This is a genomic window from Leifsonia sp. NPDC058248, from assembly GCF_042881905.1.
In the GTDB taxonomy this organism is placed as follows: Bacteria; Actinomycetota; Actinomycetes; order Actinomycetales; family Microbacteriaceae; genus Leifsonia.
Genome location: NZ_JBHVXB010000006.1, coordinates 86,088 through 110,049 on the forward strand (window position 1 = coordinate 86,088; position 23,962 = coordinate 110,049).

Annotated in this window: 36 protein-coding genes; 3 read left to right on the forward strand and 33 right to left on the reverse strand. The window is 67.0% G+C overall.

What is annotated here, in order from left to right:
* Positions 1-23: 23 nt before the first annotated feature.
* From tsaB to glmS, 5 genes are all read right to left on the reverse strand, one after another.
* The gene (gene tsaB / locus ACFVV5_RS11205; protein ID WP_387243462.1) at positions 24-644 is read right to left on the reverse strand and encodes a tRNA (adenosine(37)-N6)-threonylcarbamoyltransferase complex dimerization subunit type 1 TsaB; all 621 of its coding nucleotides are present in this window, start codon (positions 642-644) and stop codon (positions 24-26) included.
* A gap of 173 nt (positions 645-817) precedes the next feature.
* The gene (gene tsaE, locus ACFVV5_RS11210) at positions 818-1,366 is read right to left on the reverse strand and encodes a tRNA (adenosine(37)-N6)-threonylcarbamoyltransferase complex ATPase subunit type 1 TsaE (protein WP_387244140.1); all 549 of its coding nucleotides are present in this window, start codon (positions 1,364-1,366) and stop codon (positions 818-820) included.
* Positions 1,367-1,416: 50 nt separating this feature from the next.
* Positions 1,417-2,562 carry an alanine racemase gene (gene alr / locus ACFVV5_RS11215; RefSeq protein WP_387243464.1) on the reverse strand — a complete coding sequence of 382 codons (1,146 nt, stop codon included), beginning with the start codon at positions 2,560-2,562 and terminating at the stop codon, positions 1,417-1,419.
* Positions 2,555-2,917, reverse strand: a complete 363-nt coding sequence (locus ACFVV5_RS11220) for a holo-ACP synthase (RefSeq protein WP_387243467.1) — start codon at positions 2,915-2,917, stop codon at positions 2,555-2,557. The genes alr and ACFVV5_RS11220 overlap by 8 nt, the downstream gene beginning before the upstream one ends.
* Before the next feature lie 12 nt (positions 2,918-2,929).
* Positions 2,930-4,780 carry a glutamine--fructose-6-phosphate transaminase (isomerizing) gene (gene glmS, locus ACFVV5_RS11225; RefSeq protein WP_387243470.1) on the reverse strand — a complete coding sequence of 617 codons (1,851 nt, stop codon included), beginning with the start codon at positions 4,778-4,780 and terminating at the stop codon, positions 2,930-2,932.
* A gap of 43 nt (positions 4,781-4,823) precedes the next feature.
* On the opposite strand from glmS, the gene coaA reads away from it, so the two are divergent.
* Both coaA and ACFVV5_RS11235 read left to right on the forward strand, forming a co-directional pair.
* Positions 4,824-5,789, forward strand: a complete 966-nt coding sequence (coaA, locus tag ACFVV5_RS11230; protein ID WP_387243473.1) for a type I pantothenate kinase — start codon at positions 4,824-4,826, stop codon at positions 5,787-5,789.
* A 76-nt stretch (positions 5,790-5,865) separates the two neighbouring features.
* Positions 5,866-6,204, forward strand: coding sequence for a helix-turn-helix domain-containing protein (locus tag ACFVV5_RS11235; protein WP_387243476.1), 339 nt, complete (start codon positions 5,866-5,868; stop codon positions 6,202-6,204).
* A 19-nt stretch (positions 6,205-6,223) separates the two neighbouring features.
* Here the strand turns inward: ACFVV5_RS11235 and glmM are convergent, their stop codons facing one another.
* Genes glmM through rplM form a run of 3 tightly spaced genes read right to left on the reverse strand, consistent with a single transcriptional unit; the run spans position 6,224 to position 8,604 of the window.
* Entirely contained in the window at positions 6,224-7,585 is a 1,362-nt protein-coding gene (glmM, locus tag ACFVV5_RS11240; protein WP_387243479.1) for a phosphoglucosamine mutase, read from the reverse strand.
* A 28-nt stretch (positions 7,586-7,613) separates the two neighbouring features.
* Positions 7,614-8,111, reverse strand: coding sequence for a 30S ribosomal protein S9 (gene rpsI / locus ACFVV5_RS11245; RefSeq protein ID WP_387243482.1), 498 nt, complete (start codon positions 8,109-8,111; stop codon positions 7,614-7,616).
* Positions 8,112-8,157: 46 nt separating this feature from the next.
* Positions 8,158-8,604 (reverse strand): 50S ribosomal protein L13, encoded by a 447-nt coding sequence (gene rplM / locus ACFVV5_RS11250; RefSeq protein ID WP_387243485.1) that lies wholly within the window; start codon positions 8,602-8,604, stop codon positions 8,158-8,160.
* A gap of 253 nt (positions 8,605-8,857) precedes the next feature.
* Between rplM and ACFVV5_RS11255 the strand changes: the two genes are divergently transcribed.
* Positions 8,858-9,154: a hypothetical protein gene (locus tag ACFVV5_RS11255; RefSeq protein ID WP_387243488.1), complete on the forward strand. Its 297-nt coding sequence runs from the start codon at positions 8,858-8,860 to the stop codon at positions 9,152-9,154.
* 14 nt (positions 9,155-9,168) lie between these two features.
* Here the strand turns inward: ACFVV5_RS11255 and truA are convergent, their stop codons facing one another.
* The 25 genes from truA to rplV all read right to left on the reverse strand — a co-directional run bounded on the left by truA (position 9,169) and on the right by rplV (position 23,952).
* Positions 9,169-10,038 carry a tRNA pseudouridine(38-40) synthase TruA gene (gene truA, locus ACFVV5_RS11260; protein ID WP_387243492.1) on the reverse strand — a complete coding sequence of 290 codons (870 nt, stop codon included), beginning with the start codon at positions 10,036-10,038 and terminating at the stop codon, positions 9,169-9,171.
* Positions 10,039-10,059: 21 nt separating this feature from the next.
* Entirely contained in the window at positions 10,060-11,103 is a 1,044-nt protein-coding gene (locus ACFVV5_RS11265; RefSeq protein ID WP_387243495.1) for a GNAT family N-acetyltransferase, read from the reverse strand.
* A gap of 95 nt (positions 11,104-11,198) precedes the next feature.
* Positions 11,199-11,753, reverse strand: coding sequence for a 50S ribosomal protein L17 (gene rplQ, locus ACFVV5_RS11270; protein WP_387243498.1), 555 nt, complete (start codon positions 11,751-11,753; stop codon positions 11,199-11,201).
* A 69-nt stretch (positions 11,754-11,822) separates the two neighbouring features.
* The gene (locus tag ACFVV5_RS11275; protein WP_387243501.1) at positions 11,823-12,818 is read right to left on the reverse strand and encodes a DNA-directed RNA polymerase subunit alpha; all 996 of its coding nucleotides are present in this window, start codon (positions 12,816-12,818) and stop codon (positions 11,823-11,825) included.
* 132 nt (positions 12,819-12,950) lie between these two features.
* Positions 12,951-13,349: a 30S ribosomal protein S11 gene (gene rpsK / locus ACFVV5_RS11280; RefSeq protein ID WP_055821293.1), complete on the reverse strand. Its 399-nt coding sequence runs from the start codon at positions 13,347-13,349 to the stop codon at positions 12,951-12,953.
* A gap of 41 nt (positions 13,350-13,390) precedes the next feature.
* Positions 13,391-13,765: a 30S ribosomal protein S13 gene (rpsM, locus tag ACFVV5_RS11285; protein ID WP_387243504.1), complete on the reverse strand. Its 375-nt coding sequence runs from the start codon at positions 13,763-13,765 to the stop codon at positions 13,391-13,393.
* Between the two features lie 171 nt (positions 13,766-13,936).
* Positions 13,937-14,050 carry a 50S ribosomal protein L36 gene (gene rpmJ / locus ACFVV5_RS11290; protein ID WP_267181943.1) on the reverse strand — a complete coding sequence of 38 codons (114 nt, stop codon included), beginning with the start codon at positions 14,048-14,050 and terminating at the stop codon, positions 13,937-13,939.
* 79 nt (positions 14,051-14,129) lie between these two features.
* A complete protein-coding gene (gene infA / locus ACFVV5_RS11295; protein ID WP_021759551.1) occupies positions 14,130-14,351 on the reverse strand; it encodes a translation initiation factor IF-1 in 222 nt (73 codons plus the stop codon).
* A 158-nt stretch (positions 14,352-14,509) separates the two neighbouring features.
* Positions 14,510-15,340, reverse strand: a complete 831-nt coding sequence (gene map, locus ACFVV5_RS11300) for a type I methionyl aminopeptidase (protein WP_387243508.1) — start codon at positions 15,338-15,340, stop codon at positions 14,510-14,512.
* A 5-nt stretch (positions 15,341-15,345) separates the two neighbouring features.
* Complete coding sequence (locus ACFVV5_RS11305) at positions 15,346-15,954, reverse strand: adenylate kinase (protein WP_387243511.1); 609 nt, start codon at positions 15,952-15,954, stop codon at positions 15,346-15,348.
* Positions 15,951-17,273, reverse strand: coding sequence for a preprotein translocase subunit SecY (gene secY / locus ACFVV5_RS11310; protein WP_387243514.1), 1,323 nt, complete (start codon positions 17,271-17,273; stop codon positions 15,951-15,953). The genes ACFVV5_RS11305 and secY overlap by 4 nt, the downstream gene beginning before the upstream one ends.
* 112 nt (positions 17,274-17,385) lie before the next feature.
* Positions 17,386-18,105, reverse strand: coding sequence for a 50S ribosomal protein L15 (rplO, locus tag ACFVV5_RS11315; protein ID WP_387243518.1), 720 nt, complete (start codon positions 18,103-18,105; stop codon positions 17,386-17,388).
* On the reverse strand, positions 18,105-18,290 hold the full coding sequence (gene rpmD, locus ACFVV5_RS11320; protein WP_271175700.1) for a 50S ribosomal protein L30: 186 nt from the start codon (positions 18,288-18,290) through the stop codon (positions 18,105-18,107). Before rpmD ends, rplO begins: the two co-directional genes overlap by 1 nt.
* Positions 18,290-18,958, reverse strand: coding sequence for a 30S ribosomal protein S5 (rpsE, locus tag ACFVV5_RS11325; protein WP_387244143.1), 669 nt, complete (start codon positions 18,956-18,958; stop codon positions 18,290-18,292). The genes rpmD and rpsE overlap by 1 nt, the downstream gene beginning before the upstream one ends.
* Before the next feature lie 29 nt (positions 18,959-18,987).
* Positions 18,988-19,359 (reverse strand): 50S ribosomal protein L18, encoded by a 372-nt coding sequence (rplR, locus tag ACFVV5_RS11330; RefSeq protein WP_271175701.1) that lies wholly within the window; start codon positions 19,357-19,359, stop codon positions 18,988-18,990.
* A 2-nt stretch (positions 19,360-19,361) separates the two neighbouring features.
* Positions 19,362-19,898: a 50S ribosomal protein L6 gene (rplF, locus tag ACFVV5_RS11335; protein WP_387243522.1), complete on the reverse strand. Its 537-nt coding sequence runs from the start codon at positions 19,896-19,898 to the stop codon at positions 19,362-19,364.
* A gap of 6 nt (positions 19,899-19,904) precedes the next feature.
* A complete protein-coding gene (gene rpsH, locus ACFVV5_RS11340) occupies positions 19,905-20,303 on the reverse strand; it encodes a 30S ribosomal protein S8 (RefSeq protein ID WP_387243524.1) in 399 nt (132 codons plus the stop codon).
* Between the two features lie 103 nt (positions 20,304-20,406).
* A complete protein-coding gene (gene rplE, locus ACFVV5_RS11345) occupies positions 20,407-20,991 on the reverse strand; it encodes a 50S ribosomal protein L5 (protein WP_387243527.1) in 585 nt (194 codons plus the stop codon).
* Entirely contained in the window at positions 20,991-21,353 is a 363-nt protein-coding gene (rplX, locus tag ACFVV5_RS11350) for a 50S ribosomal protein L24 (protein ID WP_387243530.1), read from the reverse strand. The genes rplE and rplX overlap by 1 nt, the downstream gene beginning before the upstream one ends.
* 3 nt (positions 21,354-21,356) lie before the next feature.
* Positions 21,357-21,725, reverse strand: coding sequence for a 50S ribosomal protein L14 (rplN, locus tag ACFVV5_RS11355; protein ID WP_271175706.1), 369 nt, complete (start codon positions 21,723-21,725; stop codon positions 21,357-21,359).
* On the reverse strand, positions 21,722-22,027 hold the full coding sequence (gene rpsQ / locus ACFVV5_RS11360) for a 30S ribosomal protein S17 (RefSeq protein ID WP_387243533.1): 306 nt from the start codon (positions 22,025-22,027) through the stop codon (positions 21,722-21,724). Before rpsQ ends, rplN begins: the two co-directional genes overlap by 4 nt.
* Positions 22,027-22,359: a 50S ribosomal protein L29 gene (gene rpmC, locus ACFVV5_RS11365; RefSeq protein WP_387243536.1), complete on the reverse strand. Its 333-nt coding sequence runs from the start codon at positions 22,357-22,359 to the stop codon at positions 22,027-22,029. Before rpmC ends, rpsQ begins: the two co-directional genes overlap by 1 nt.
* Complete coding sequence (gene rplP / locus ACFVV5_RS11370) at positions 22,359-22,778, reverse strand: 50S ribosomal protein L16 (RefSeq protein ID WP_271175709.1); 420 nt, start codon at positions 22,776-22,778, stop codon at positions 22,359-22,361. Before rplP ends, rpmC begins: the two co-directional genes overlap by 1 nt.
* Before the next feature lie 2 nt (positions 22,779-22,780).
* The gene (rpsC, locus tag ACFVV5_RS11375) at positions 22,781-23,548 is read right to left on the reverse strand and encodes a 30S ribosomal protein S3 (protein ID WP_387243540.1); all 768 of its coding nucleotides are present in this window, start codon (positions 23,546-23,548) and stop codon (positions 22,781-22,783) included.
* Complete coding sequence (gene rplV / locus ACFVV5_RS11380; RefSeq protein WP_387243543.1) at positions 23,548-23,952, reverse strand: 50S ribosomal protein L22; 405 nt, start codon at positions 23,950-23,952, stop codon at positions 23,548-23,550. Before rplV ends, rpsC begins: the two co-directional genes overlap by 1 nt.
* Positions 23,953-23,962 lie beyond the last annotated feature (10 nt).

Genomic DNA, 23,962 nt, shown 5'->3' on the forward strand with positions numbered 1-23,962 from the left:
GGCCCGCCGGAGCTGCCAGGCGGTCACGCGCTCACCCGCTTCGGGCCGTTCGAGAGCGTGACGTCGGGAGAGCGGAGGTACAGGGGTTCGTCGGCCGCGAACCGGCGGCCGTTCGCGTAGAGCTGCTCGGCGAGCATCCCGAGGGCGCCGGCGGAGACGACCTGGGCGTCGAACCGGTGCAGGGCCGGATGCGGCAGAGCGTCGGGTCTGCTGAGCCCGGGGCCGTCTTCGCGGATCGGCAGGCCAGCCTCGTCGACACCCACGTAGGCCGTCCAGTAGAGCTCGCGGCGGCGTGCATCCGTCACCACCAGAAGCCCGCCCTCGTGACCGGCGCCGTAGCGCTCGAACGCCACGGCGTCGTGACTGACCACGGGAACGAGGGGCTTTCGTGCCCCGAAGGCGAAGGCCTTGGCGGCAGCGATTCCGACGCGCAGCCCGGTGAACGGGCCCGGTCCCATTCCGGCGGCCACCCCGGAGAGCGACGACACCGCCACCCCGGATTCGCGCAGCACGGCCTGAATGAGATCGCCGATCACTTCGGCGTGCCGCATCGTGTCGGACTGCGACCGCTCGGCGAGCACTCCCCCGTCGCGGTCGACGACGGCGACGCTGGTGCCGGCGGACGTGTCGATCGCGAGAAGCATGGTTCCAGCCTAAGCGAGCGGGCCGCTCGGCCGGTGCTGTGCGTGTGCGCCGGGTGGTGTGCGTCGTTCGCCACTTGTCGTCGTCATCCCGGGCGTGTTGGCGACAGCTAGTGGCAAACGGCGGCCGTTGGGACGGGAACGGGGGCGGGACGGGGACGGGACGGCCGGGAGGGCTAGGGGCGCGCGGCGGGCTTCCAGCGCGGACCGTAGCCGGTCACGGTGACCTGCCGGGGCTCGTCGGCGTCGAGTTCGTCGTCGCTCGCGTCTTCGATGTCGGCGTCTTCGGCCGGATCGTCGTCGTCGGCGCGCGGGGGCGCCTCGCCACCGGGCAGGTCGGCGTCCGGAACCGCGGCAGCGCCGGCGCCGGCGGCTCCGGTGGGCCGGACGATGTCGACCTCCAGCCACGACTCGGCGACGCCCTCGAGCATCCCGCTCCCCCACTCGACCACGACGATCGATCGCACGAAGTCGATGTCGAGGTCGTCGAGCTCGAGAGCGCTGCCGAGCCGGTACGCGTCGACGTGCACCAAAGGGGCGCCACCGACCAGGCTCGGGTGCGTGCGGGCGAGGACGAAGGTCGGGCTGGTCACCGGCCCGCGCACCTGGAGGCCGTCGCCGATCCCGCGCGTCAGCGTCGTCTTGCCGGCGCCGAGCGGGCCGCTCAGCACCACCAGGTCGCCCGGGCGGAGGATCGCGGCGAGCTCGATGCCGAGCGTGTGCATCTCCGCGGAGGTGGGCACGACGCGCGAGGCCGGCGGCCAGAGGTAGCCGGTCACGGCCGTCCCACGAACGTGCGGCGCACGCGAGCGCCGATCCTGGTCACGATCTCGTAGTTGATGGTGCCGGCGGCCTCCGCCCAGTCGTCCGCTGACGGCACGCCGGTCGACGGGTCGCCGAACAGCACGACCTCGTCGCCCACCTGAACGTCGTGGTCGTCCACGTCGATGACGAACTGGTCCATCGCGACGCGCCCGCTGATCCGGAACCGCTCACCGCGGATCGACACGGTCGCACGGCTGGAGGCGTGACGCGGGATGCCCTCGGCGTACCCGAGCGGGACCAGCGCGAGCGTCGACTCGCCCTTCGTGCGATACGTGTAGTCGTACGAGACCCCGGTGCCGCCGGGAACCCGGCGCACGGCCGCCACCCGACCGCGCAGCGTCATGACTGGGGAGAGTCCGAGCTCGGCGCTGGTGCGACCGGCGAACGGCGACAGTCCGTAGATGCTGATGCCGAGCCGGACCAGGTTGAAACGGGCATCCGGGATGCTCAGCGCGGCCGCCGACGCCGCGAGGTGCCGCAACTCCGGGGTGAGGCCCGCGGCCTCCGCTTCGGCGAGACCGCGGGTGAAGACGGCGACCGCCTCGGCGTCGTCGTCGGGCGAGGCGTTCGAGACATGGCTGAACACGCCGCGCACCACGATCTCCCCGGCCCGCTCGAGCTCCCGGGCGCGGGCGAACGCGGCCGCCCAGTCGGGCTCGGAGATGCCGTTGCGGCTGAGGCCGGTCTCCAGCTTGAGTTGCACGAAGGCCTGACCGTGCAGCCGGCCCGCTTCGACGAGAGCGCGTCGCGCCACGGCAACAGCGTCGAGCTGCGTCACCGACGACACCCCGAGGTCGACGCCGGCCTCGATCGCAGGACGGAAGTCGGCATCCGGATCGTGCAGCCAGGCCAGCACGGGCGCGTCGATGCCGGCGTCGCGCAGCTGCAGTGCTTCGCTCACGTCCGCGACTCCGAGCCAGTCGGCGCCGCCCGCCAGTGCGGCACGAGCGCATTCGACCGCGCCGTGCCCGTAGGCGTTGGCCTTGACGACGGCCATCACGTGCTCGGTGCCGATCACGTCGCGGAGGTGCTCCACGTTCGCGGTCAGCGCGCCCAGATCGATCACTGCCTCGCGGAACTCGGGGGTCTCAGGCACGTTCGTCCTTCTCGGTCACCACGAACGCCATCGCGACTCCGGCGTCATGGCTCATCGACACGTGGATGCGCGTGATGCCGCGCTCCCGCACGTCGCGTTCGACCACGTTGTGCAGCAGGAAGCCGGGGTTGCGCTCCTCGTCGGCGACGATCTCCATATCGTGCCAGCGCACGCCCTCGGATCCGCCGAGCGCCTTGATGAGGGCCTCCTTGGCGGCGAAACGCGCCGCCAGAGAGTGCACCGGCAGGGCACGTTCGGCCTCCGCGAACAGTCGCTCGCGCAGGCGCGGCGTGCGCTCGACCGCCCGGGTGAACCTCTGCAGGTCGACGACATCGACCCCGATACCGGCGATCACAGCTGCACCGCGCTATTCGACCGTGACCGACTTGGCCAGGTTGCGAGGCTGGTCGACGTCGAGACCCTTGGCCGCGGAGAGCTCCATGGCGAAGATCTGCAGCGGCACGACGGCGAGCAGCGGCTCGAACAGCGGCTCGGCGAGCGGGATGCGGATGACCTCGTCGGCGAACGGAAGCACCGAGGCGTCGCCGGCCTCGGCGATCGCGATCACCCGGGCGCCGCGGGCACGGATCTCCTGGATGTTGGAGACGACCTTCTTGTGCATCTCGTCGGACCAGCGCGGGCTGGGCACGACGACGAACACCGGCTGGCCCGGCTCGATCAGAGCGATGGGGCCGTGCTTGAGCTCGCCGGCCGCGAAGCCCTCGGCGTGGATGTAGGCGAGCTCCTTGAGCTTGAGCGCGCCTTCGAGGGCGATCGGGTAGCCGACGTGGCGGCCGAGGAACAGCACGGAACGCGTGTCGGACATCCAGCGGGCGAGCTGCGCGATGGTGTCGTGCGACTCGAGCACGGTGGCGATCTTGTCGGGCACGGCGGCGAGCTCTGCGATCGCGTCGCGCTGCGCGGCGTCGCTGAGCGTGCCGCGCACCCGGGACAGGTGGAGGCCGAACAGGTAGAGCGCCGTGATCTGCGCGACGAAGGCCTTGGTCGACGCGACCGCGACCTCGGGGCCCGCGTGCGTGTAGAGAGCGGCATCGGATTCGCGCGGGATGGTCGCACCCTGCGTGTTGCACACCGAGAGGGCCTTGGCCCCTGCCTCGCGGGCGTACTTGACGGCCATCAGTGTGTCCATGGTCTCGCCGGACTGGCTGATCGAGATGACGAGGGTGCGGTCGGTGATGACCGGCTCGCGGTAGCGGAACTCGTGGCTGAGCTCAACCGAGACGGGAACGCGCGACCACTTCTCGATGGCGTACGAGCCGACCATGCCGGCGTAAGCCGCGGTGCCGCACGCGATGATCGTGATGCGGTCGATGGAGGCGAGCACGTCATCGCCGAGCGCTTCGAGCTCCGGGATGTGCACGGCGCCGTCGACGAGGCGGCCTCGCAGGGTGTTGGCCACGGCATCCGGCTCTTCGGCGATCTCCTTCGCCATGAAGCTGGACCAGCCGCCCTTCTCGGCGGCGGACGCGTCCCAGGCCACCTCGAACGGCTCGACCTCGACCGGGTTGCCGGCGAAGTCGGTGACCGTGACGCTGTCGGGCGTGATGGTGACGATCTGGTCCTGGCCGATGGCGACGGCGTTGCGGGTGTGCTCGACGAACGCGGCGACGTCGGAGCCCAGGAAGTTCTCGCCGTCGCCCAGCCCGATCACGAGCGGCGAGTTGCGGCGGGCGCCGACGACGACGTGCGGCGAGTCCTGGTGCAGGGCGAGGAGGGTGAAGGCGCCCTCGAGACGCGACACGACCCGGCGGAACGCCTCGTTGAGGTCGCCCGTCGTGCGGTACTCGCGGCCGAGGAGCGCCGCGGCGACCTCGGTGTCCGTCTCGGACTCGAAAGCGAACCCCTCGTCGAGCAGCTCGTCTTTCAGGGTCGCGAAGTTCTCGATGATGCCGTTGTGGATGACGGCCAGCCGGCCTTCGTCTCCCAGGTGCGGGTGCGCGTTGCGGTCGGTCGGGCCGCCGTGGGTCGCCCACCGGGTGTGCCCGATGCCCGTTCCGCCGTTCGGGATGGGGTGCTCGTTCAGGTCGTCGACCAGCACCGAGAGCTTCCCGGCCTTCTTCGCGGTGTTCAGGGCGCCATCGGGCGCGATGACCGCGATACCGGCGGAGTCGTATCCGCGGTACTCCAAACGCTTCAGTCCGCCGAGGAGTACCTCGAGGCTCTTATCAGTACCGACGTACCCGACGATTCCACACATGCACCCGATTTTAGCCTGGGCGCACACCCTAGACTTGTCGCCTATGGCGGTGAACGGCGCAGCACAAGGCGGATCCACAGGGAATGGCGATTCGTCCCCGTTCGTCGAACTCGGCCGCGCCGACTGGGCAGAGCTCGCCCAGAGCACCCGTCTACCCCTCAAAGAGACCGAGATCGTGCAGCTCCGCGGCCTCGGCGATCCCCTCGACATGCGCGAGGTCGAAGAGGTGTACCTGCCCTTGAGCCGGCTGCTCAACCTCTATGTCGGCGGCGCCAAGCAGCTGCATCGCGTCACCAGCGAGTTCCTCGGCGAGCGGTCGGCCAGCACACCGTTCGTGATCGGCGTCGCCGGTTCGGTGGCGGTCGGCAAGTCGACCATCGCCCGCCTGCTGCGCGAGCTCCTCTCCCGCTGGGACGACACGCCCCGCGTCGAACTGGTCACGACCGACGGCTTCCTCCTCCCCAACGCCGAACTGCAGCGCCGCGGCCTGATGGAACGCAAGGGATTCCCGGAGTCCTACGATCGCCGCGCGCTGCTCCGCTTCGTGACCGCGGTGAAGAGCGGCGCGGCCGAGGTGCGCGCGCCGTTCTATTCGCACCTCAGCTACGACATCGTCCCGGATGCCGAGATCGTCGTCCGGCGCCCCGATGTGCTCATCGTCGAGGGCCTCAACGTGCTGCAGCCGGCCGGTGGCGGCAACCGGCTGGCCGTGAGCGACCTCTTCGACTTCAGCGTCTACGTGGATGCTCGCACGCGCGACATCGCGCGCTGGTACGAGGAGCGCTTCCTCAAGCTGCAGCGCGGAGCCTTCGCCAACCCGAAGTCGTACTTCCACCGCTACGCCTCGCTCACCGACGAGCAGGCCCGTGAGCGCGCCGCCGGCATCTGGACGAGCATCAACGAGCCCAACCTCACGCAGAACATCCGGCCCACCCGCTCGCGCGCCAAGCTGGTGCTGCGAAAGGACGCCGACCACACGGTGAGCTCAGTCCTGTTGCGCAAGCTCTGACTCCTGCACCTGGGGTCGTTAGACCACAGGTGTCACGACTCTGGTCTGTTGCACCAGGGTGCCGTAGTCATGAGGTATGCCCGCTCCCCGTTCCCGTGCTGCCGAGCTCTTCGGCGCGCGCGTCCGCGAGGCGCGGGTGGCGCTCGGGATGAGCCAGGAGACCATCGCGCACCTCGCCGACATGCACGTGACGAACTACGGGCGGGTCGAGCGCGGCGAGGCGAACTCGGAGTTGCACACGATCGTGCGCCTGGCCACCGCTCTCAACGTCGACCCGGCCGAGCTGCTCGCCGGGCTCTACGGCGGCGACATGCTGCCAGATCGCGAGCACGCCTTCTCGGTCGCCGACTTCGTCGCAGCGCAGAAGGCCGCGGAGAAGTCGGGCGAGAAGCCGGCGCGTCCGAAGACGCGCTGACGATCCCGGCGGGATCCGGTCAGAGGCCCAGGCGTTCGCGCACCACGTCGGCGAGCTCGTGCGCGAGGCGCTCGGCGGTGTACTGATCCGCAGCCTCCACCATCACGCGGACCAGCGGCTCGGTGCCCGACGGACGCAGGAGCACGCGGCCGGAGTCCCCGAGGGTCTCCGCCACAGCCCGCACGGCCTCCTGCAGCGGCTCATCGGTGTGCACCGCGTGGTGGTCGACGTTCTTGACGTTCACCATCACCTGCGGGTACACCGTCATCGCCTGGGCGAGTTCGGCCAGCGACTTGCGCTGGCGCGCCATCTCGCTGAGCAGGTGGAGTCCGGTGAGGATTCCGTCGCCCGTCGTCGCGAACTCGCGCATGATCACGTGGCCCGACTGCTCGCCGCCGAGGGAGAAGTCGTGCTCGTTCATCTCCTCGAGCACATAACGGTCGCCGACCGAGGTCTCCACCACCCGGATGCCGTGCTCGCGCATCGCGAGCTTGAGACCGAGGTTGCTCATCACGGTCGCCACGAGAGTGTTGTCGCGCAGCTTCCCGCGCTCCGCCATGCCGAGCGCGAGGATCGCCATGATCTGGTCGCCGTCGACGACGTTGCCGTTGGCGTCGATGGCCAGGCAGCGGTCGGCGTCGCCGTCGTGCGCGATGCCGACATCGGCGCCGGCGGCGAGGACCGCCTTGGCGAGGTTGTCGAGGTGCGTGGAGCCCACACCGTCGTTGATGTTCATGCCGTCGGGCGAATCGCCGATGACGGTGACGCGGGCGCCCGCATCCGTGAAGACCTCGGGCGAGACGCCGGCCGCCGCGCCGTGGGCGCAGTCGAGCACGACATGGATGCCGTCGAGGCGGTGCGGGAGGCTCGCGAGCAGGTGCACGACGTAGCGGTCTTCGGCGTCCGCGAAGCGGCGGATGCGTCCGACAGCGGCGCCGGTGGGCGCGAGCTTCTCCAGCGAGAGGTGTTCCTCGATGCGGTCCTCGACCACATCCGGAAGCTTGGTGCCGCCCCGGGCGAAGATCTTGATCCCGTTGTCGGGAGCCGGATTGTGCGACGCGGACACCATGACGCCGAAGTCGGCGTCGATGTCGGCGATCAGGAACGCCGCCGCAGGGGTGGGGATGACGCCGGCGTCGAGCACGTCGATGCCCGAGCTGGCGAGGCCCGCCGCGACAGCGGCGGAGATGAATTCGCCCGAGACACGAGGGTCGCGGGCGACGATGGCGACCGGTCGTCTGCCGGCGGCACGCCGCGCCTCCGCGCTGCGGCCTTGCGTCAGGACAGCAGCAGCTGCCTGAGCAAGGCCGAGCGCGAGGTCGGCTGTGAGGCTACCGTTCGCGAGTCCGCGGACTCCGTCGGTTCCGAAAAGGCGTGGCATGAATCCGAAGCCTAAGCGCTCGAAACGCTTAGCGCTTGGAGAACTGCGACGCCTTACGGGCCTTCTTGAGACCGGCCTTCTTGCGCTCGATGACGCGAGCGTCACGAGTGAGGAAGCCGGCCTTCTTCAGGATGGCACGGTTGTTCTCGCGGTCGATCTCGTTGAGCGCACGAGCGATCGCCAGGCGCAGAGCGCCGGCCTGACCCGAGGGGCCGCCGCCGGTGATGCGGGCGACGACGTCGTAGCCGCCGATGAGGTCGAGAACCTTGAACGGGTCCGTGATCAGCTGCTGGTGCAGCTTGTTCGGGAAGTAGTCGGCGAACTCACGGCCGTTGACCGTGATGGTGCCGGAGCCGGGAACCAGGCGCGCGCGGGCGATGGCCTCCTTGCGGCGGCCGACGGCCGCACCGGGAACGGTGAGGACGGGACGCTGGGCCTGGGGGGCCTCGCCTGCCGGGGTCTCGGTCGAGTAGGACTCGACGTTGTCGGCCGGAGCCGACTCGATGCTGTCTGCGATCTTCGCCACGATGGTGATAATCCTTTGTCTCTAAGTCTGAAGGGTCTGTTGGTCGCTACTGAGCGACCTGGCCGAGGGTGTACGGCTTCGGCTGCTGGGCGGCGTGCGGGTGCTCGCTGCCGGTGTAGACCTTCAGCTTGCGGAGCTGGGCGCGGCCGATCGAGTTCTTGGGGAGCATGCCGCGGACGGCCTTCTCCACAGCGCGGATCGGGTTCTTCTCGAGGAGTTCCGCGTAGGTCACGGCCGAGAGGCCACCCGGGTAACCGGAGTGACGGTAGGCCTTCTTCTGAGCCGCCTTGGCGCCGGTGAGGGCGACCTTGTCGGCGTTCACGATGATGACGAAGTCGCCGCTGTCCATGTGCGGAGCGAACGTCGGCTTGTGCTTTCCACGGAGGAGAGCGGCGGTGTGGCTGGCGAGACGGCCGAGCACGACGTCAGTCGCGTCGATGACGACCCAGTCGCGCTGGATCTCGTCTGCCTTCGGGGTGTAAGTGCGCGTCACAGTAGTGGCTGCTTTCTGTATCGAACGGAGGTGTTCGTGAATCCCGCTCCATGACGGTTTCCGGCTTGATCAGACGGAAACCGAACCTTCGGAGGGCTCACGTTCGTGTGTCACGCCACCAGGGCGCGGACACCAAAGATCAATAGTACGCGAGCGGGCGGACCGCCGTCAAACCCGGTCTCGTCCGGTTCGCCCACGAGTCGCCTGGCATTCTCCGCTCGGCAAGCTCGCGGACGCTCGGCGATCCTAGCGTTTGCTGGACGACAACTACTTCCACCCGGCGTCATCCGACGATTGGGCGGCGCGGGCGGCCGGGCTCATCGCACTCCGGGATCGTGGCGAGCTCCCCCGGCGCGCTGTCGTGCGACGGAACCGCGGCGGCGCGCTCCGCCGCTCCTGGGAACGCAGGATCGCGCTCGGTGCCGACGACCGGAGCGGTCTGGGCGCGAGAGCGCTCGCAATCGGCACCCCGATCCGAGGGACGAAGCGTTTCACCCGCCGCGTGCTGCGGGCGATTCGCGGGGCGGAGACCTCGACGCCTCAGGGCTGAGCCCAGGGCCGAGCTCAGAGCGACCGCATCGCCCTGGTCTGTGCCGCACGGATCGCCATCCCGACGTCCTCCGGATAGCCGACCTGCATCAGAGTGAGACCGCGGGCGGGCATCACCCGGAACGCACTGGTGCGAGCGCGTTCGTCGCGGAGCGTGACCAGGTCCTCCACCCGCAGCTTGCCCTCCCCCACGGTCACGCAGCCGCCGACCAGAGCGCGCACCATGCTGTGGCAGAACGCGTCCGCCTTGACGTCCGCCACGAGCACACCATCGGGGTCGCGGCGCCAGCCGAAACCTTGGAGGGTCCGGATGGTCGTCGAGCCGTCCCTGGGCTTGCAGTAGCTGGCGAAGTCGTGGAGTCCGAGCAGGCTCATCGCCGCGGCGTCCATGGACTCCACATCCAATTCGGTCGGCAACCACGACGTGCGATGCCGCTGGAGCGGATCGCGCAGCGAGAGGCTGTCGGCGACACGGTACTCATAGCGGCGCCACATCGCCGAGAATCGTGCGTCGAAGCCTTCCGGCGCCTGCGTCACCGCCGTCAGAACGATGTCGGGGACGGGACCCAGGATGCCGTTGATCCGACGTGCGAGCGCTGTCGCCGCATCCGTCACCACCGCCTTGCCTCTCGGTTTGAGCAGCGCGGCGACCTGCTGTCCGGTCAAGTCGACGTGCGCGACCTGGCCGACGGCATGGACCCCCGCATCGGTTCGCCCGGCAACGATCAGGGCGGGCACCGCCCCGTAGCGGCGGAAGATCGTGGCGATGGCCGACTCGAGCTCGCCCTGCACCGTTCGCAGGCCCGGCTGCACCGCCCAGCCGTTGAAGTCCGTGCCCTGGTAGGCGATGTCGAGCCGGAATCGGGTCTTGGGCTCGTTCGTCACGCAGACAATTCTAGGCAGACCTCAGAACTCGCGGATCAGGCAGGTCTCCGAGTTGGTCTGCGTGAAGCCCATCCGCATGTAGAGCCCGAAAGCCCCGGACGGGTTCTCGGCGTCCACGTCGAGCGTGACCTTGTCCCAGCCCAGGTCGGCGCAGGCCTGCAGTGTGCGCCCGAGCAGCGCAGGCGCGATCCGCTTGCCTCGCCATGCCCGCGTGGTTCCGACCATCCCGATGTAGGCGCCGGTGAACCCTTGGCTCTCCCAGTCGTCCTCGACCACCTGGCAGAGCACGAAGCCGACGACCTCCTCGCCGCTCGGACCGTCGGTGACGGCGAGGAACGAGATGTCCGGTCGAAAGGATCCGGCGAGCCACGACGTCCACTGCTCCTCGCTCAGCGGCTGGCTGGCCCAATGGTCGCGGAACGAGTCGGTGCGGGCGGCGAGCGTCGCCGCCGACCGCTCGGGTGAATACGGCACGATCCGGATGCCCTGGGCCGGTTCCACCTCCGGAACGGGTTCGCTCAGCTCCCGTTCGAGCGCCACGAAGTAGCGGGCCACTTCGAACCCGGCACGCTTCAGCAGGCGCACGTTCTGCGGTGCGCGCTCGTCGGCGTAGGCGAGCATCCAGGCGGGCAGGGCCTTGTCAGAGCCTGCGAGCTGCTGTTGAGCACGCGTCTGCTGCCACGCCAGCAGCTCGCGTCCGATCCCCCGGCCACGGAATTCGGGATGCACGCCGCCGTTCAGGAACGAGCGCACCAGGGTCTCCTGCAGCGGTGGCATCACCACGATGGTCGCAGCGACCGCGCGGCCGTCCGCGGTGAATGCGATCAGCGAATCCTGCTCGAGGTCGACGAACGAGAACGTCAGCTCCTCCTCGAGCTCCTCGCGGGTGGTCAGGTAGTTCGGGTGGTCCGCCGCGTCGATCGCCTGCTGGAGGGCGAGCGCGACCTCGAGATCGCCTTCGGTGAGAGGGCGCCACTCGACGATGAGCGGATGCCGGGGCGTGTGGGTGGCCGGGGCCCGCATCCTCTCGCGCACCGGTTTCAGATCGGCGATCTTCTCAGCCATTCCGACAGCCTATTCGCCGGGGGAGGTGAGCGTCGAACAGCCAAGGGCCCCGCATCCGAATCGGATGCGGGGCCCTTTGTGAACCCGTGAGAAGACTAGGCCTTCTCGGCCTCGGCCTCGGAGGTGGTCTCGGTCTCGGCGACCTCGGCGTCAGCCGTGGTCTCTTCGACGACCTCGGCCTCAGCGGCCTCGGTCTCGGTCGAGGTCTCCTCCACCGGAGCCTCCTCGGCGGCCGGGGCAGCCTTCGGGGCGGCGGTGGTGCTCGACTTGGTCGACTTCACCTTCGGGGTGACCGGCTCGAGAACGAGCTCGATCTGCACCATCGAGGCGTTGTCACCCTTGCGGAAGCCCAGCTTGGTGATGCGGGTGTAGCCGCCCTCGCGCTCGGCGACGAGCGGAGCAATCTCGGTGAAGAGCTCGTGCACCACGGACTTGTCGTGGATGGTGGCGAGCACGCGACGGCGGGCGTGCAGGTCGCCGCGCTTGGCGAACGTGATGAGACGCTCTGCCAGCGGACGCAGGCGCTTCGCCTTGGTCTCGGTGGTCTTGATGCTCTTGTGCGTGAAGAGCGCGGCAGCCAGGTTGGCGAGCATCAGGCGCTCGTGCGCGGGGCCGCCTCCGAGGCGGGGGCCCTTGGTGGGCTTAGGCATGATCGGTTATCTCCAGTGTTGAAAGTCGGCAGTGTTGATGTGTCATCGGGGTCGTCGAGAAGACAAGCCTCAGATGGTGGTCTCGTCTTCTTCGTACCCGCTGTAGAAGTGGGCGCCGTCGAAGCCGGGGACCGAATCCTTGAGCGAAAGACCCATCTCGGTCAGCTTGTCCTTGACCTCATCCACCGACTTCTGGCCGAAGTTGCGGATGTTCATCAGCTGCGTCTCCGAGAGCGACACGAGCTCGCTCACCGTGTTGATGCCCTCGCGCTTGAGGCAGTTGTACGAGCGCACAGAGAGGTCGAGGTCTTCGATCGGCATCGACAGCTCGGAGCTGAGCACGGCGTCGACCGGAGCCGGGCCGATCTCGATGCCCTCAGCGGCGGTGTTCAGCTCGCGGGCGAGGCCGAACAGCTCGGTCAGGGTGCGACCGGCCGAGGCGATGGCGTCGCGAGGGGTGATCGCGGGCTTGGTCTCGACGTCGACCACGAGGCGGTCGAAGTCGGTGCGCTCGCCGGCACGGGTGGCCTCGACGCGGTACGTGACCTTGAGCACGGGCGAGTAGATCGAGTCGATCGGGATCTGACCGGCCTCGCTGTACTCGTTGCGGTTCTGGGTCGCCGAGACGTAGCCACGGCCACGCTCGATCGTGAGCTCGACCTCGAACTTGGCCTTGTCGTTGAGCGTCGCGATGACGAGCTCGGGGTTGTGGATCTCCACGCCCGCGGGTGCGGAGATGTCGGCCGCCGTGACCTGGCCGGAGCCGGTCTTGCGCAGGTAGGCCGTGATCGGCTCGTCGTGCTCGCTCGAGACGACGAGACCCTTGATGTTCAGGATGATCTCGGTGACGTCTTCCTTCACACCCGGGACGGTGCTGAACTCGTGCAGCACACCGTCGATGCGGATGCTCGTCACGGCAGCGCCGGGGATCGAGGAGAGGAGGGTGCGGCGAAGCGAGTTGCCGAGGGTGTAACCGAAGCCCGGCTCGAGGGGCTCGATCACGAACCGCGAGCGGAACTCGGAGATGTTCTCTTCGGCGAGCGTAGGACGCTGTGCAATCAGCACTGTTGATTCCTTTCGGCTAAGTGTCCGCTATATGACACTTGCGTGATGTAGGTATTGAGTTGTGTCGCGCACGAGCGGCGACGGCCGGTTCTACCGGCCGCCGCCGCTCGCTTGCGCGAAAGGATGCACAGCTTAGACGCGACGACGCTTCGGCGGGCGGCAGCCGTTGTGCGCCTGCGGGGTGACGTCGTTGATCGAACCGACCTCGAGGCCCGCGGCCTGAAGCGAGCGGATCGCCGTCTCGCGACCCGAACCCGGGCCCTTGACGAAGACGTCGACCTTCTTCATGCCGTGCTCCTGAGCCTGGCGCGCGGCCGACTCGGCAGCGAGCTGCGCGGCGAACGGGGTCGACTTGCGCGAGCCCTTGAAGCCGACGCCACCCGAGGACGCCCAGCTGATGACCGCACCGGTGGTGTCGGTGATCGAGACGATCGTGTTGTTGAACGTGCTCTTGATGTGGGCCTGGCCCACAGCGATGTTCTTCTTTTCTTTCTTGCGCGGCTTGCGAACGGCCGACTTGGGTGCTGCCATGATTTCTCCTGAATCCTAAAGGCGAGGCTGCTGGCTAAGGCCTAGCGAGCCTTCTTCTTGCCGGCCACGGTGCGCTTCGGTCCCTTGCGGGTACGAGCGTTGGTCTTGGTGCGCTGACCGCGGACCGGGAGGCCCTTGCGGTGGCGGATACCTTCGTAGCTGCCGATCTCGACCTTGCGGCGGATGTCGGCTGCCACCTCGCGGCGGAGGTCACCCTCGACCTTGAAGTTGCCTTCGATGTAGTCGCGGAGCGCGACGAGCTGCTCGTCGCTCAGATCTTTGACGCGGATGTTGCCGTCGATCTCGGTGTCGGCGAGGGTCTTCAGAGCCCGCGTGCGGCCGACGCCGTAAATGTAAGTGAGTGCGACTTCCACGCGCTTCTCGCGCGGGATGTCAACGCCTGCTAGACGTGCCATTGTGGCTTTCTCCTGTGAGTGGGTGGAGGTCTGCAGCAACTCGGGTGCCCCGGCCTCCGACCGAGGGTGTCCCCCACCGAAGTGGGATCTGGAGTTGCCTTCTATCTGAATTGAGTTGTGGCTGTTGAGTTGTGGCGGCCGGCGGGACGGATCCCGCCGGCCGAACCGCGATCAACCCTGGCGCTGCTTGTGGCGCGGGTTCTCGCAGATGACCATGACCCGTCCGTTGCGACGGATGACCTTGCACTTGTCGCAGATTCGTTTGACGGAAGGCTTGACCTTCATGTTGTTGTGTACCTTTGTTCGCTGTCCTCGTACCGCGCCAGGGGCTACCCGGTGGCGCGGCCGTTACTTACAGCAGTCGTTACTTGTAGCGGTAGACGATCCGGCCGCGGGTCAGATCGTATGGACTCAGCTCCACGATCACCCGGTCCTCGGGGAGGATTCGGATGTAGTGCTGACGCATCTTGCCGGAGATGTGGGCAAGAACCTTGTGGCCGTTCGTCAGCTCGACGCGGAACATCGCGTTGGGCAGCGCTTCGACAACAGATCCTTCGATCTCGATGACACCGTCTTTTTTGGCCATAGCCTCACTGTCGCTAAAAGTATTGATTGCTGGTCATGCGTTGATAGTGGTGTCGGGCACACAAAAGCGCGCCCAAGACACCAAGAATCAATCTTATGGGATTAACTGGCGTTTGGCGAATCCTTGTGTATGATCCGCGTTCGCCCTGCGCGAGCGCACTACGCGATCGCTGTCGGAACGATGCCGAAGGGCGCCAGACCGGCCGCCCCGCCGTCGGCCGCCGTGAGCACCCAGATGCCGTCGTCATGCACCGCGACGCTGTGCTCCCAGTGCGCGGCCGGCTTGCCGTCCTCCGTGGCGACGGTCCAGCCGTCATCCTTCACGTAGGTGTCCGGCGCACCGAGCACGACCATGGGCTCGATGGCGACGACGAGCCCGGGCTTGACCTCCGGGCCCTTCGCCCGCACACGGTAGTTGAAGACGGGCGGGTCCTCGTGCATCCGGCGCCCGATGCCGTGGCCGATGTAGTCGGTCAGGATGCCGTACTCGCCCTGCGAGAGGATGTAGTCCTCGACGGCCTCCCCCACCTCGTTGAGGTGAGAGGCGGTCGCGAGACGCGCGATGCCCTGCCAGAGCGACTGCTCGGTCACGTCGGAGAGCGTCCGCCGCTGAGCGACCACCGCCGGACGGGCCGGGTCGGGGAGCACGAAGCTGCGCGCCGCGTCGCCGTTCCAGCCGCCGAGGATCGCGCCGCTGTCGATCGAGACGATGTCGCCGGGCTGCAGGATGCGCGAACCCGGGATCCCGTGGACCACCTCGTCGTTGACCGAGGAGCAGATCGTGTGGTGGTAGCCGTGCTCCAGTTTGAAGTTCGGCTTCCCGCCGGCCGCGAGGATCGCCTGCTCGGCGAGCTCGTCGAGCTCGAGCGTCGACATTCCGGCCGACACCGCATTCTGCACGGCGTCGAGGGAGGCTGCGGTCGCCAGACCGGGCGCCACCATCAGCCGGAGCTGCGCGGGCGACTTGTAGATCGAACGCTTGAAGACCAACGCTCCTACGCCACCGACTCGTCGCGCTCGGCGACGGGCATGATGCCGCGCGCGGACAGCGCCGACTTGATGCGCTCCGCCACCTCGTCGACGTTGCCGAGGCCGTCGACCTCGACCAGCAGGCCACGGTCGCGGTAGACGTCGACCAGAGGGGAAGTCTCGCGCAGGTAGACCTGCTGGCGATGCCGGATGGCCTCCTCCGAATCGTCGGCGCGACCCTGCTCCTGCGCACGCTTGGTGAGGCGGGAGACGATCTCGTCCTGGTCGGCCACGAGCTGGATCACAGCGTCGAGCTTCTGGTCGTTGCTCTGCAGCAGCGCGTCGAGGTAGTGGACCTGCTCCGGCGTGCGCGGGTAGCCGTCGAGGAGGAAGCCGTTGCGGGCGTCGTCCTCCATCAGACGGTTGGTGATGAGCTCGTTGGTGAGACTGTCGGGAACGTAGTCGCCGGCATCCACGATGTTCTTGACCTGAACGCCGAGCGGCGTCTCGTTCTTGATGTTCTCGCGGAAGATGTCGCCTGTGGAGATGTCGGGGATCCCGTAGGTGGCCGTGATGCGCGACGCCTGCGTTCCCTTGCCTGCTCCGGGAGGTCCTACGATCAGCATCCGGGTCATCGCAGGAGCCCTTCATAGTGCCGCTGCTGGAGCTGCGAGTCGATCTGCTTGACCGTCTCGAGACCGACACCGACGATGATCAGGATTGACGTACCCCCGAACATGAAGTTCTGGCTGGCGCCCAGCACCGCGAAGGCGATCAGAGGTATCAGCGCGATCAACCCCAGGTAGATCGCTCCGGGGAGCGTCACGCGGGTGAGCACGTAGTCGAGATACTCGGCGGTGGGTCGGCCGGCACGGATGCCCGGGATGAATCCGCCGTACTTCTTCATGTTGTCGGCCACTTCTTCCGGGTTGAACGTGATGGCCACGTAGAAGTACGTGAAGCCCACGATGAGGAGGAAGTACAGCAGCATGTAGAGCGGGTGGTCGCCCTTGGTGAGGTAGTTCGTGATCCAGGTCACCCAGGGTGCGGGCGCCTTGCCGGCGGCCGGCTGGTTGAACTGCGCGATCAGCGCCGGTAGGTACAACAGCGAGGACGCGAAGATCACGGGCACGACGCCGGCCATGTTGACCTTGATCGGGATGTAGGTGTTGTTTCCGCCGTACGTGCGCCGGCCGACCATCCGTTTTGCGTATTGCACAGGGATGCGCCGCTGCGACTGTTCGACGAACACCACCGCCATCACGATCAGCAACCCGATGGCGAGCACGACGATCAGGGTCTCGACGTTCTGCGACTGCGCGATGGCCCAGAGCGAGCTGGGGAACTGAGCGGCGATCGACGTGAAGATGAGCAGCGACATGCCGTTGCCGATGCCGCGCTCGGTGACGAGCTCGCCCATCCACATGATGAGGCCGGTGCCGGCGGTCATGGTGACGACCATGAGCATGATCGCGTACCAGGAGTCGTCCGTGATCAGCTGGGTGCACTGCGAGACGGCGGTCGTGCCGAACAGGGCGCCGCTGCGGGCCACCGTGATCAGCGTGGTGGACTGGAGCACACCGAGCGCGATCGTGAGGTAACGCGTGTACTGCGTGAGCTTGGCCTGGCCGGCCTGGCCCTCCTTGTAGAGGGTCTCGAACCGTGGGATGACCACGCGCAGGAGCTGCACGATGATCGACGCGGTGATGTACGGCATGATGCCGAGCGCGAAGATCGAGAGTTTGAGGAGCGCGCCACCCGAGAACAGGTTGACGAGCGAGTAGAGACCGGAGGTGTCCTGGTTGGCTGCGAGACAGGCCTGTACGTTGCCGAAGTCGACGAACGGTGCCGGGATGAACGATCCCAGACGGAACAGGGCGATGATGCCCAGAGTGAAGGCGATCTTCCGGCGAAGATCTGGCGTGCGGAATATCCGCGCGACGGCGCTAAACAAGTTGCGTCCTGCTTTCCTGTAAGGAGTCAGCCGGGTGACCAGATGACCTGGTCACCCGACTGCACTACTTTACGGGGTCGCTCGGAACCGGCGGTTCCAGCGATCCTGGTGGTTACTTGACGGAACCACCTGCGGCGACGATCTTCTGCTCGGCGGAGCCGGAGACCTTGTCGACCGCAACGTTCAGCTTAACCGCAATGTCGCCATTGCCGAGAACCTTGACCTTCTCGTTCTTGCGAACGGCGCCCTTAGCGACGAGATCGGTGACGGTGACGTCACCACCCGACGGGTAGAGCTCGGCGAGCTTCTCCAGGTTCACGACCTGGTACTCGACGCGGAACGGGTTCTTGAAGCCGCGAAGCTTCGGAGCCCGCATGTAGAACGGCAGCTGGCCACCCTGGAAACCGGGGCGCACCGAGTAGCGCGCTTTGGTTCCCTTGGTACCGCGGCCGGCCGTCTTACCCTTGGAGCCCTCACCACGTCCGACGCGGGTCCGGTCCTTCTTGGAACCGGCTGCGGGGCGCAGGTGGTGGACCTTGAGCACGTGCTCGCGAGTCTCCGGGGCATCGGCCTTCTTGGCGGGAGCCTTGGCGGCGGGCTTCTCAGCCTTGGCCGCGGTGGTCTCGTCCTTCGAAGCCGCGGCCTTGGACGAGGAGGCGGCCTTGGCGGGCGCCTTCTTCACGGCAGCGGGCTTGTCGGCGGCGGCCTTGGCCGGCGCCTTCGCAGCAGCGGCCTTGGCCGGAGCCTTCGCGGCAGCGGCCTTGGCCGGAGCCTTCTTCTCGGCGGCCGGCTTAGCAGCAGCCTTCGTGGTTGCTTCCTTATCGTCAGCCATTAGTCAATCTCCTCGACCTTCACCAGGTGAGCGACGGTGTTGACGTACCCGCGGTTCTGCGAGTTGTCCTCACGAACGACGACATCACCGATGCGCTTGAGTCCCAGACTGCGAAGCGTGTCGCGCTGGTACTGCTTCTCACTTACTTTGGACTTGATCTGCGTGATCTTCAGACGAGCAGCCATCAGGCACCTGCCTTCGCGGTAGCGGCGGCCTCGGCCAGCGCTGCCTCGGTACGAAGCAGACGCGCGGGGGCGACCTGGTCGTAGTCGAGTCCACGGCGCGCAGCGACAGCGCGAGGCTCCTCGAGCTGCTGCAGGGCCGCGACGGTCGCGTGCACGATGTTGATCGTGTTCGACGAGCCGAGCGACTTGCTGAGGACATCGTGGATGCCGGCGCACTCGAGCACGGCGCGCACGGGGCCACCGGCGATAACACCGGTACCGGCGGCGGCGGGGCGCAGGAGCACCACACCGGCAGCGGCCTCACCCTGCACGGGGTGCGGGATGGTGTTTCCGACGCGGGGGACGCGGAAGAAGTTCTTCTTCGCCTCTTCGACGCCCTTCGAGATCGCCAGCGGGACCTCACGGGCCTTGCCGTAGCCGACGCCGACCAGTCCGTTGCCGTCTCCGACGACCACCAGAGCGGTGAAGCTGAAGCGACGACCACCCTTGACGACCTTCGAGACGCGGTTGATGGTCACAACGCGCTCGAGGAACTGGCTCTTGTCCTGGTCGCGGCTACCGCGATCACGGTTGGGGTTGCGCTCACGGCCACCACGACGAGCCTCACGAGGCTCGTTCTGGGTGCTGGTCGTGGATGCGGCGGTCTCCACCGGCGCCTCTGCGGCCACAGTCTGCTCCTTGTTGTTCTCTGCTTCGCTCACAGGTTCAATCCACCCTCTCGAGCTCCCTCGGCGACAGCAGCGACGCGACCCGCGTACTTGCTGCCACCACGGTCGAATACGACGGCCTCGATGCCCGCGCTCTTCGCGCGCTCGGCGACGAGCTCGCCGACCTTGCGCGCCTTGGCGGTCTTGTCACCGTCGAAGCTGCGGAGGTCCGCCTCCATGGTCGACGCCGACGCGAGGGTGTGACCCTGGGCGTCGTCCACGACCTGCACGAAGACGTGACGGGCCGAACGGTTGACGACCAGACGCGGACGGACCGCGGTGCCCTCGACCTTCTTGCGAAGCCGGGCATGACGACGGTCACGCGCTGCGGACTTGCTCTTTCCTCTGGTTCCGAGAGCCATGGTTACTTACCAGCCTTTCCGGCCTTGCGACGGACAACCTCGCCGGCGTAGCGCACACCCTTGCCCTTGTAGGGCTCGGGCTTGCGGATCTTGCGGATGTTGGCGGCGACCTCACCGACGGCCTGCTTGTCGATGCCGCTGACGGTGAGCTTGTTGTTGCCCTCCACGGTGAAGGTGATGCCCGCGGGCGGCTCGACGTTCACCGGGTGCGAGAAACCGAGCGCGAACTCGACGCCCGCACCCTTCTGCGCGACGCGGTAGCCGGTGCCGACGATCTCGAGTCCCTTGGAGTAGCCCTCGGTGACGCCGATGATCTGGTTGTTGATCAGGGTGCGGGTCAGGCCGTGGAGCGAACGCGATGCGCGCTCGTCGTCGGGACGGGTGACGAGCACCTTGCCCTCTTCCAGCTTGACCTCGATCGGGCTCGCGACGGTGAGCGAGAGCTCACCCTTCGGGCCCTTGACGGTGACGGCCTGGCCGTCGATGTTCACATCGACACCGCTGGGGATGTCGATGGGGAGTCTTCCAATACGCGACATGACGAACTACCACACGTAGGCGAGGACTTCCCCACCCACGCCCTTCTTCTCAGCCTGCCGGTCGGTCAGAAGACCGGAGGAGGTGGACAGGATGGCGACGCCGAGCCCGCCGAGCACCTTGGGGAGCTCAGTCGACTTCGCGTAGACGCGAAGGCCGGGCTTCGAGACGCGCTTGATTCCGGCGATGGAACGCTCGCGGTTCGGTCCGAACTTGAGGCTCAGGGTCAGAGTCTGTCCCACGCGTGCATCCGAGACCTCCCAGCCGGCGATGTAACCTTCGGCCTTGAGGATGTCGGCGATGTGCGCCTTGAGCTTCGAGTGCGGCATCGACACGGTGTCGTGGTGCGCCGAGTTCGCGTTGCGCAGTCTGGTCAGCATGTCTGCGACCGGATCTGTCATTGTCATTTCGGTGTTTCCTTTGTTCACCAGGTTTCGTTCAGCCGTTACACGACTGACGACCTGTGGTGGAAGCGGGCCGGCCGGATCGGCCGGCCCGACAGGGTGAGAACTAGACGGTCTCGTTCGAACGGAAGGGGAAGCCCAGCGCCTTGAGCAGCGCGCGACCCGCTTCGTCGTTCTTCGCGGTGGTCACCACAGTGATGTCCATTCCGCGAACACGGTCGATCCGGTCCTGGTCGATCTCGTGGAACATCGCCTGCTCCGTGAGACCGAAGGTGTAGTTGCCGGTGCCGTCGAACTGCTTGTCCGAGAGACCGCGGAAGTCGCGGATACGGGGAAGCGCGAGCGACAGCAGCCGGTCGAGGAACTCCCACATCCGGTCGCCGCGCAGCGTGACGTGTGCACCGATCGGCTGACCCTCGCGCAGCTTGAACTGCGCGATGGACTTGCGAGCCTTGGTGACCTGCGGCTTCTGGCCGGTGATCTTGGTGAGGTCGGTGACCGCGCCGTCGATGATCTTGCCGTCGCGAGCTGCCTCGCCGACACCCATGTTGACGACGATCTTCACGAGGCCCGGCACCTGGTGCGGGTTGGTGAAGCCGAGGTCCTTGCTCAGCTGAGCCGAGATCTCGTCTTTGTACTTCTGCTTGAGACGCGGCTGGATTTTGCCAGCAGCGGTTGCAGTGTCGGTCATTACAGGTCCTTACCTGACTTCTTGGCGTAACGAACGCGGACCGTCTTGGAGACGCCGTCCTTCGTCACGGTCTCGGAGCGGAAGCCGACGCGGGTCGGCTTCTTGGTGTCGGGGTCGACGAGCGCCACGTTCGAAACGTGGATCGGAGCCTCGTGCGTCTCAATGCCGCCGGTCTTCGTGCCACGCTGCGTCTGGCCGACGCGCACGTGCTTGGTGACGAAGTTGACACCTTCGACGATGACGCGGTTCTTCTCGACCTGCACCTCGATGACGCGACCCTGCTTGCCCTTGTCTCCGCCGCGAGCCTGGCTCGCGCCCGAGATCACCTGGACGAGGTCACCCTTTTTGATGTTCTTCGCCATGACTTAGATAACCTCCGGTGCCAGCGAGATGATCTTCATGAACTTCTTGTCGCGAAGCTCGCGACCGACCGGTCCGAAGATACGGGTGCCGCGGGGGTCACCGTCGTTCTTCAAGATCACTGCGGCGTTCTCATCGAACTTGATGTACGAGCCGTCGGCACGACGGGTCTGCTTGACCACGCGCACGATGACAGCCTTGACGACGTCGCCCTTCTTGACGTTGCCGCCGGGGATCGCGTCCTTGACCGTGGCGACGATCGTGTCGCCCAGGCCGGCGTAACGGCGACCCGAGCCACCGAGAACACGGATGGTGAGCAGCTCTTTCGCTCCCGTGTTGTCGGCGACCTTGAGTCGGGACTCCTGCTGAATCACTTGGCCTTCTCCAGAATCTCAACCAGGCGCCACCGCTTGGAGGCGCTCAGCGGACGGGTCTCGTTGATGAGGACGAGGTCGCCGATGCCGGCGGTGTTGTTCTCATCGTGCGCCTTCACCTTGGAGGTGCGGCGGATGACCTTGCCGTACAGGGGGTGCTTCACGCGGTCTTCGACCTCGACGACGATGGTCTTGTCCATCTTGTCGCTGGTCACGTAACCGCGGCGGGCCTTGCGGTAACCGCGAGCGAGGGCCTCGTCGGCCGCCGACTCCGCGGCCGCAGCCTTGGTGGTCTCAGCCATTACTTGGCCTCCTCAGTCTCAGTCTCGGCCTCGGCGGCGGCCGGAGCCGCCTCCTTCTTGGCCTTGGTGGTCTTCTTCTCGGCCTTGGGAGCGACCTCGGCGGGGGCCGGGGTGGCCCGGATGCCGAGCTCACGCTCACGGATGACCGTGTAGATACGAGCGATGTCGCGCTTGACCGCACGCAGGCGGCCGTGGCTCTCGAGCTGGCCGGTGGCCGACTGGAAGCGCAGGTTGAACAGCTCTTCCTTAGCCTTCTTCAGCTCGTCGACGAGTCGCTCGTCTTCGAAAGTGTCGAGCTCGACGGATGCGAGCTCCTTGGATCCGATCGCCATTACGCGTCGCCCTCCTCGCGCTTGATGATGCGTGCCTTGAGGGGCAGCTTGTGAATTGCACGGGTCATCGCCTCACGAGCAAGTTCCTCGTTGACGCCCGAGACCTCGAAGAGGACCCGGCCCGGCTTGACGTTGGCGACCCACCACTCGGGCGAACCCTTACCGGAACCCATGCGGGTCTCGGCAGGCTTCTTCGTGAGCGGACGGTCGGGGTAGATGTTGATCCACACCTTTCCACCACGCTTGATGTGACGGGTCATCGCGATACGAGCGGACTCGATCTGACGGTTCGTCACATACGCGGGGGTCAGGGCCTGGATGCCGAACTCACCGAACGACACCTTGGTGCCACCAGTGGCCTGGCCGGAACGGCCGGGGTGGTGCTGCTTGCGGTGCTTGACTCTACGTGGGATCAACATGGTTATGCCTCAACTCCTGCCGCCGCCGGCGCGGTCTCGGCCGGGGCGTTGCCCCGTCCGCCGCGACGCGGACGGTCGTTGCGCTCGGGGCGGGTCGACTTGGTGTTCGCCTGCTCGCGAGCGAGTTCCTTGTTCGTGATGTCGCCCTTGTAGATCCACACCTTGACACCGATGCGACCGAACGTGGTCTTGGCCTCGTAGAAGCCGTAGTCGATGTTGGCGCGGAGCGTGTGCAGGGGCACGCGGCCCTCGCGGTAGAACTCCGAGCGGCTCATCTCAGCGCCGCCGAGACGGCCGGACACCTGGATGCGGACACCCTTGGCGCCGGCGCGCTGGGCGCCCTGCAGACCCTTGCGCATCGCGCGGCGGAAGGCCACACGTGCGGAGAGCTGCTCGGCGATGCCCTGAGCGACGAGCTGAGCGTCGGCCTCGGGGTTCTTCACCTCGAGGATGTTCAGCTGGATCTGCTTCTTCGTGAGCTTCTCGAGGTCGGCGCGGATGCGCTCGGCCTCGGCGCCACGGCGACCGATCACGATGCCCGGACGGGCGGTGTGGATGTCGACGCGGACACGGTCACGGGTGCGCTCGATCTCGATGCGCGAGACTCCCGCGCGGTCGAGCGACGTCTGAAGCAGACGACGGATCTTGACGTCCTCTGCGACGTAGTCGCTGTAACGCTGGCCCGGCTTGGTGCTGTCGGAGAACCAACGCGACACGTGGTCGGTGGTGATTCCCAGACGGAAGCCGTATGGATTGACTTTCTGACCCATTACTTGCTCGCCTTCTTCGAAGTGCTGGCCTTTGACTTGGCAGCCTGGACCTCGTCCGGCGTCGCGAGGACGACCGTGATGTGGCTGGTGCGCTTGTTGATGCGGAAGGCCCGCCCCTGAGCGCGCGGCTGGAAACGCTTGAGGGTCGTGCCCTCGTCAACGAATGCGCTGCTCACGTAGAGGTCCTGCTCGTCCAGGTAGGTGTTCGAAGCGTCGGCCTTGACTCGCGCGTTGGCGATCGCCGAGGCGACGAGCTTGTACACCGGCTCGCTCGCACCCTGCGGTGCGAACTTCAGGATGGCCAGGGCCTCCTGTGCCTGCTTGCCGCGAATCAGGTTGACGACGCGACGAGCTTTCTGGGGGGTCACGCGGATGTGACGCACGCGTGCGATCGACTCCACCATTTCTCTCCTC

Bases quoted from the DNA above. Each gene is read 5' to 3' on its own strand.
- tsaB (WP_387243462.1), bottom strand. From the start codon at position 644: ATGCTTCTCGCGATCGACACGTCCGCCGGCACCAGCGTCGCCGTCGTC.
- tsaE (WP_387244140.1), bottom strand. From the start codon at position 1,366: ATGCACACGCTCGGCATCGAGCTCGCCGCGATCCTCCGCCCGGGCGAC.
- glmS (WP_387243470.1), bottom strand. From the start codon at position 4,780: ATGTGTGGAATCGTCGGGTACGTCGGTACTGATAAGAGCCTCGAGGTA.
- coaA (WP_387243473.1), top strand. From the start codon at position 4,824: ATGGCGGTGAACGGCGCAGCACAAGGCGGATCCACAGGGAATGGCGAT.
- ACFVV5_RS11235 (WP_387243476.1), top strand. From the start codon at position 5,866: ATGCCCGCTCCCCGTTCCCGTGCTGCCGAGCTCTTCGGCGCGCGCGTC.
- glmM (WP_387243479.1), bottom strand. From the start codon at position 7,585: ATGCCACGCCTTTTCGGAACCGACGGAGTCCGCGGACTCGCGAACGGT.
- ACFVV5_RS11265 (WP_387243495.1), bottom strand. From the start codon at position 11,103: ATGGCTGAGAAGATCGCCGATCTGAAACCGGTGCGCGAGAGGATGCGG.
- rplQ (WP_387243498.1), bottom strand. From the start codon at position 11,753: ATGCCTAAGCCCACCAAGGGCCCCCGCCTCGGAGGCGGCCCCGCGCAC.
- rpsK (WP_055821293.1), bottom strand. From the start codon at position 13,349: ATGGCAGCACCCAAGTCGGCCGTTCGCAAGCCGCGCAAGAAAGAAAAG.
- rpsM (WP_387243504.1), bottom strand. From the start codon at position 13,765: ATGGCACGTCTAGCAGGCGTTGACATCCCGCGCGAGAAGCGCGTGGAA.
- rpmJ (WP_267181943.1), bottom strand. From the start codon at position 14,050: ATGAAGGTCAAGCCTTCCGTCAAACGAATCTGCGACAAGTGCAAGGTC.
- infA (WP_021759551.1), bottom strand. From the start codon at position 14,351: ATGGCCAAAAAAGACGGTGTCATCGAGATCGAAGGATCTGTTGTCGAA.
- ACFVV5_RS11305 (WP_387243511.1), bottom strand. From the start codon at position 15,954: ATGACCCGGATGCTGATCGTAGGACCTCCCGGAGCAGGCAAGGGAACG.
- rplO (WP_387243518.1), bottom strand. From the start codon at position 18,105: ATGGCTGACGATAAGGAAGCAACCACGAAGGCTGCTGCTAAGCCGGCC.
- rpmD (WP_271175700.1), bottom strand. From the start codon at position 18,290: ATGGCTGCTCGTCTGAAGATCACGCAGATCAAGTCCAAAGTAAGTGAG.
- rplR (WP_271175701.1), bottom strand. From the start codon at position 19,359: ATGGCTCTCGGAACCAGAGGAAAGAGCAAGTCCGCAGCGCGTGACCGT.
- rplF (WP_387243522.1), bottom strand. From the start codon at position 19,898: ATGTCGCGTATTGGAAGACTCCCCATCGACATCCCCAGCGGTGTCGAT.
- rpsH (WP_387243524.1), bottom strand. From the start codon at position 20,303: ATGACAATGACAGATCCGGTCGCAGACATGCTGACCAGACTGCGCAAC.
- rplE (WP_387243527.1), bottom strand. From the start codon at position 20,991: ATGACCGACACTGCAACCGCTGCTGGCAAAATCCAGCCGCGTCTCAAG.
- rplX (WP_387243530.1), bottom strand. From the start codon at position 21,353: ATGGCGAAGAACATCAAAAAGGGTGACCTCGTCCAGGTGATCTCGGGC.
- rpsQ (WP_387243533.1), bottom strand. From the start codon at position 22,027: ATGGCTGAGACCACCAAGGCTGCGGCCGCGGAGTCGGCGGCCGACGAG.
- rpmC (WP_387243536.1), bottom strand. From the start codon at position 22,359: ATGGCGATCGGATCCAAGGAGCTCGCATCCGTCGAGCTCGACACTTTC.
- rplP (WP_271175709.1), bottom strand. From the start codon at position 22,778: ATGTTGATCCCACGTAGAGTCAAGCACCGCAAGCAGCACCACCCCGGC.
- rpsC (WP_387243540.1), bottom strand. From the start codon at position 23,548: ATGGGTCAGAAAGTCAATCCATACGGCTTCCGTCTGGGAATCACCACC.
- rplV (WP_387243543.1), bottom strand. From the start codon at position 23,952: ATGGTGGAGTCGATCGCACGCGTGCGTCACATCCGCGTGACCCCCCAG.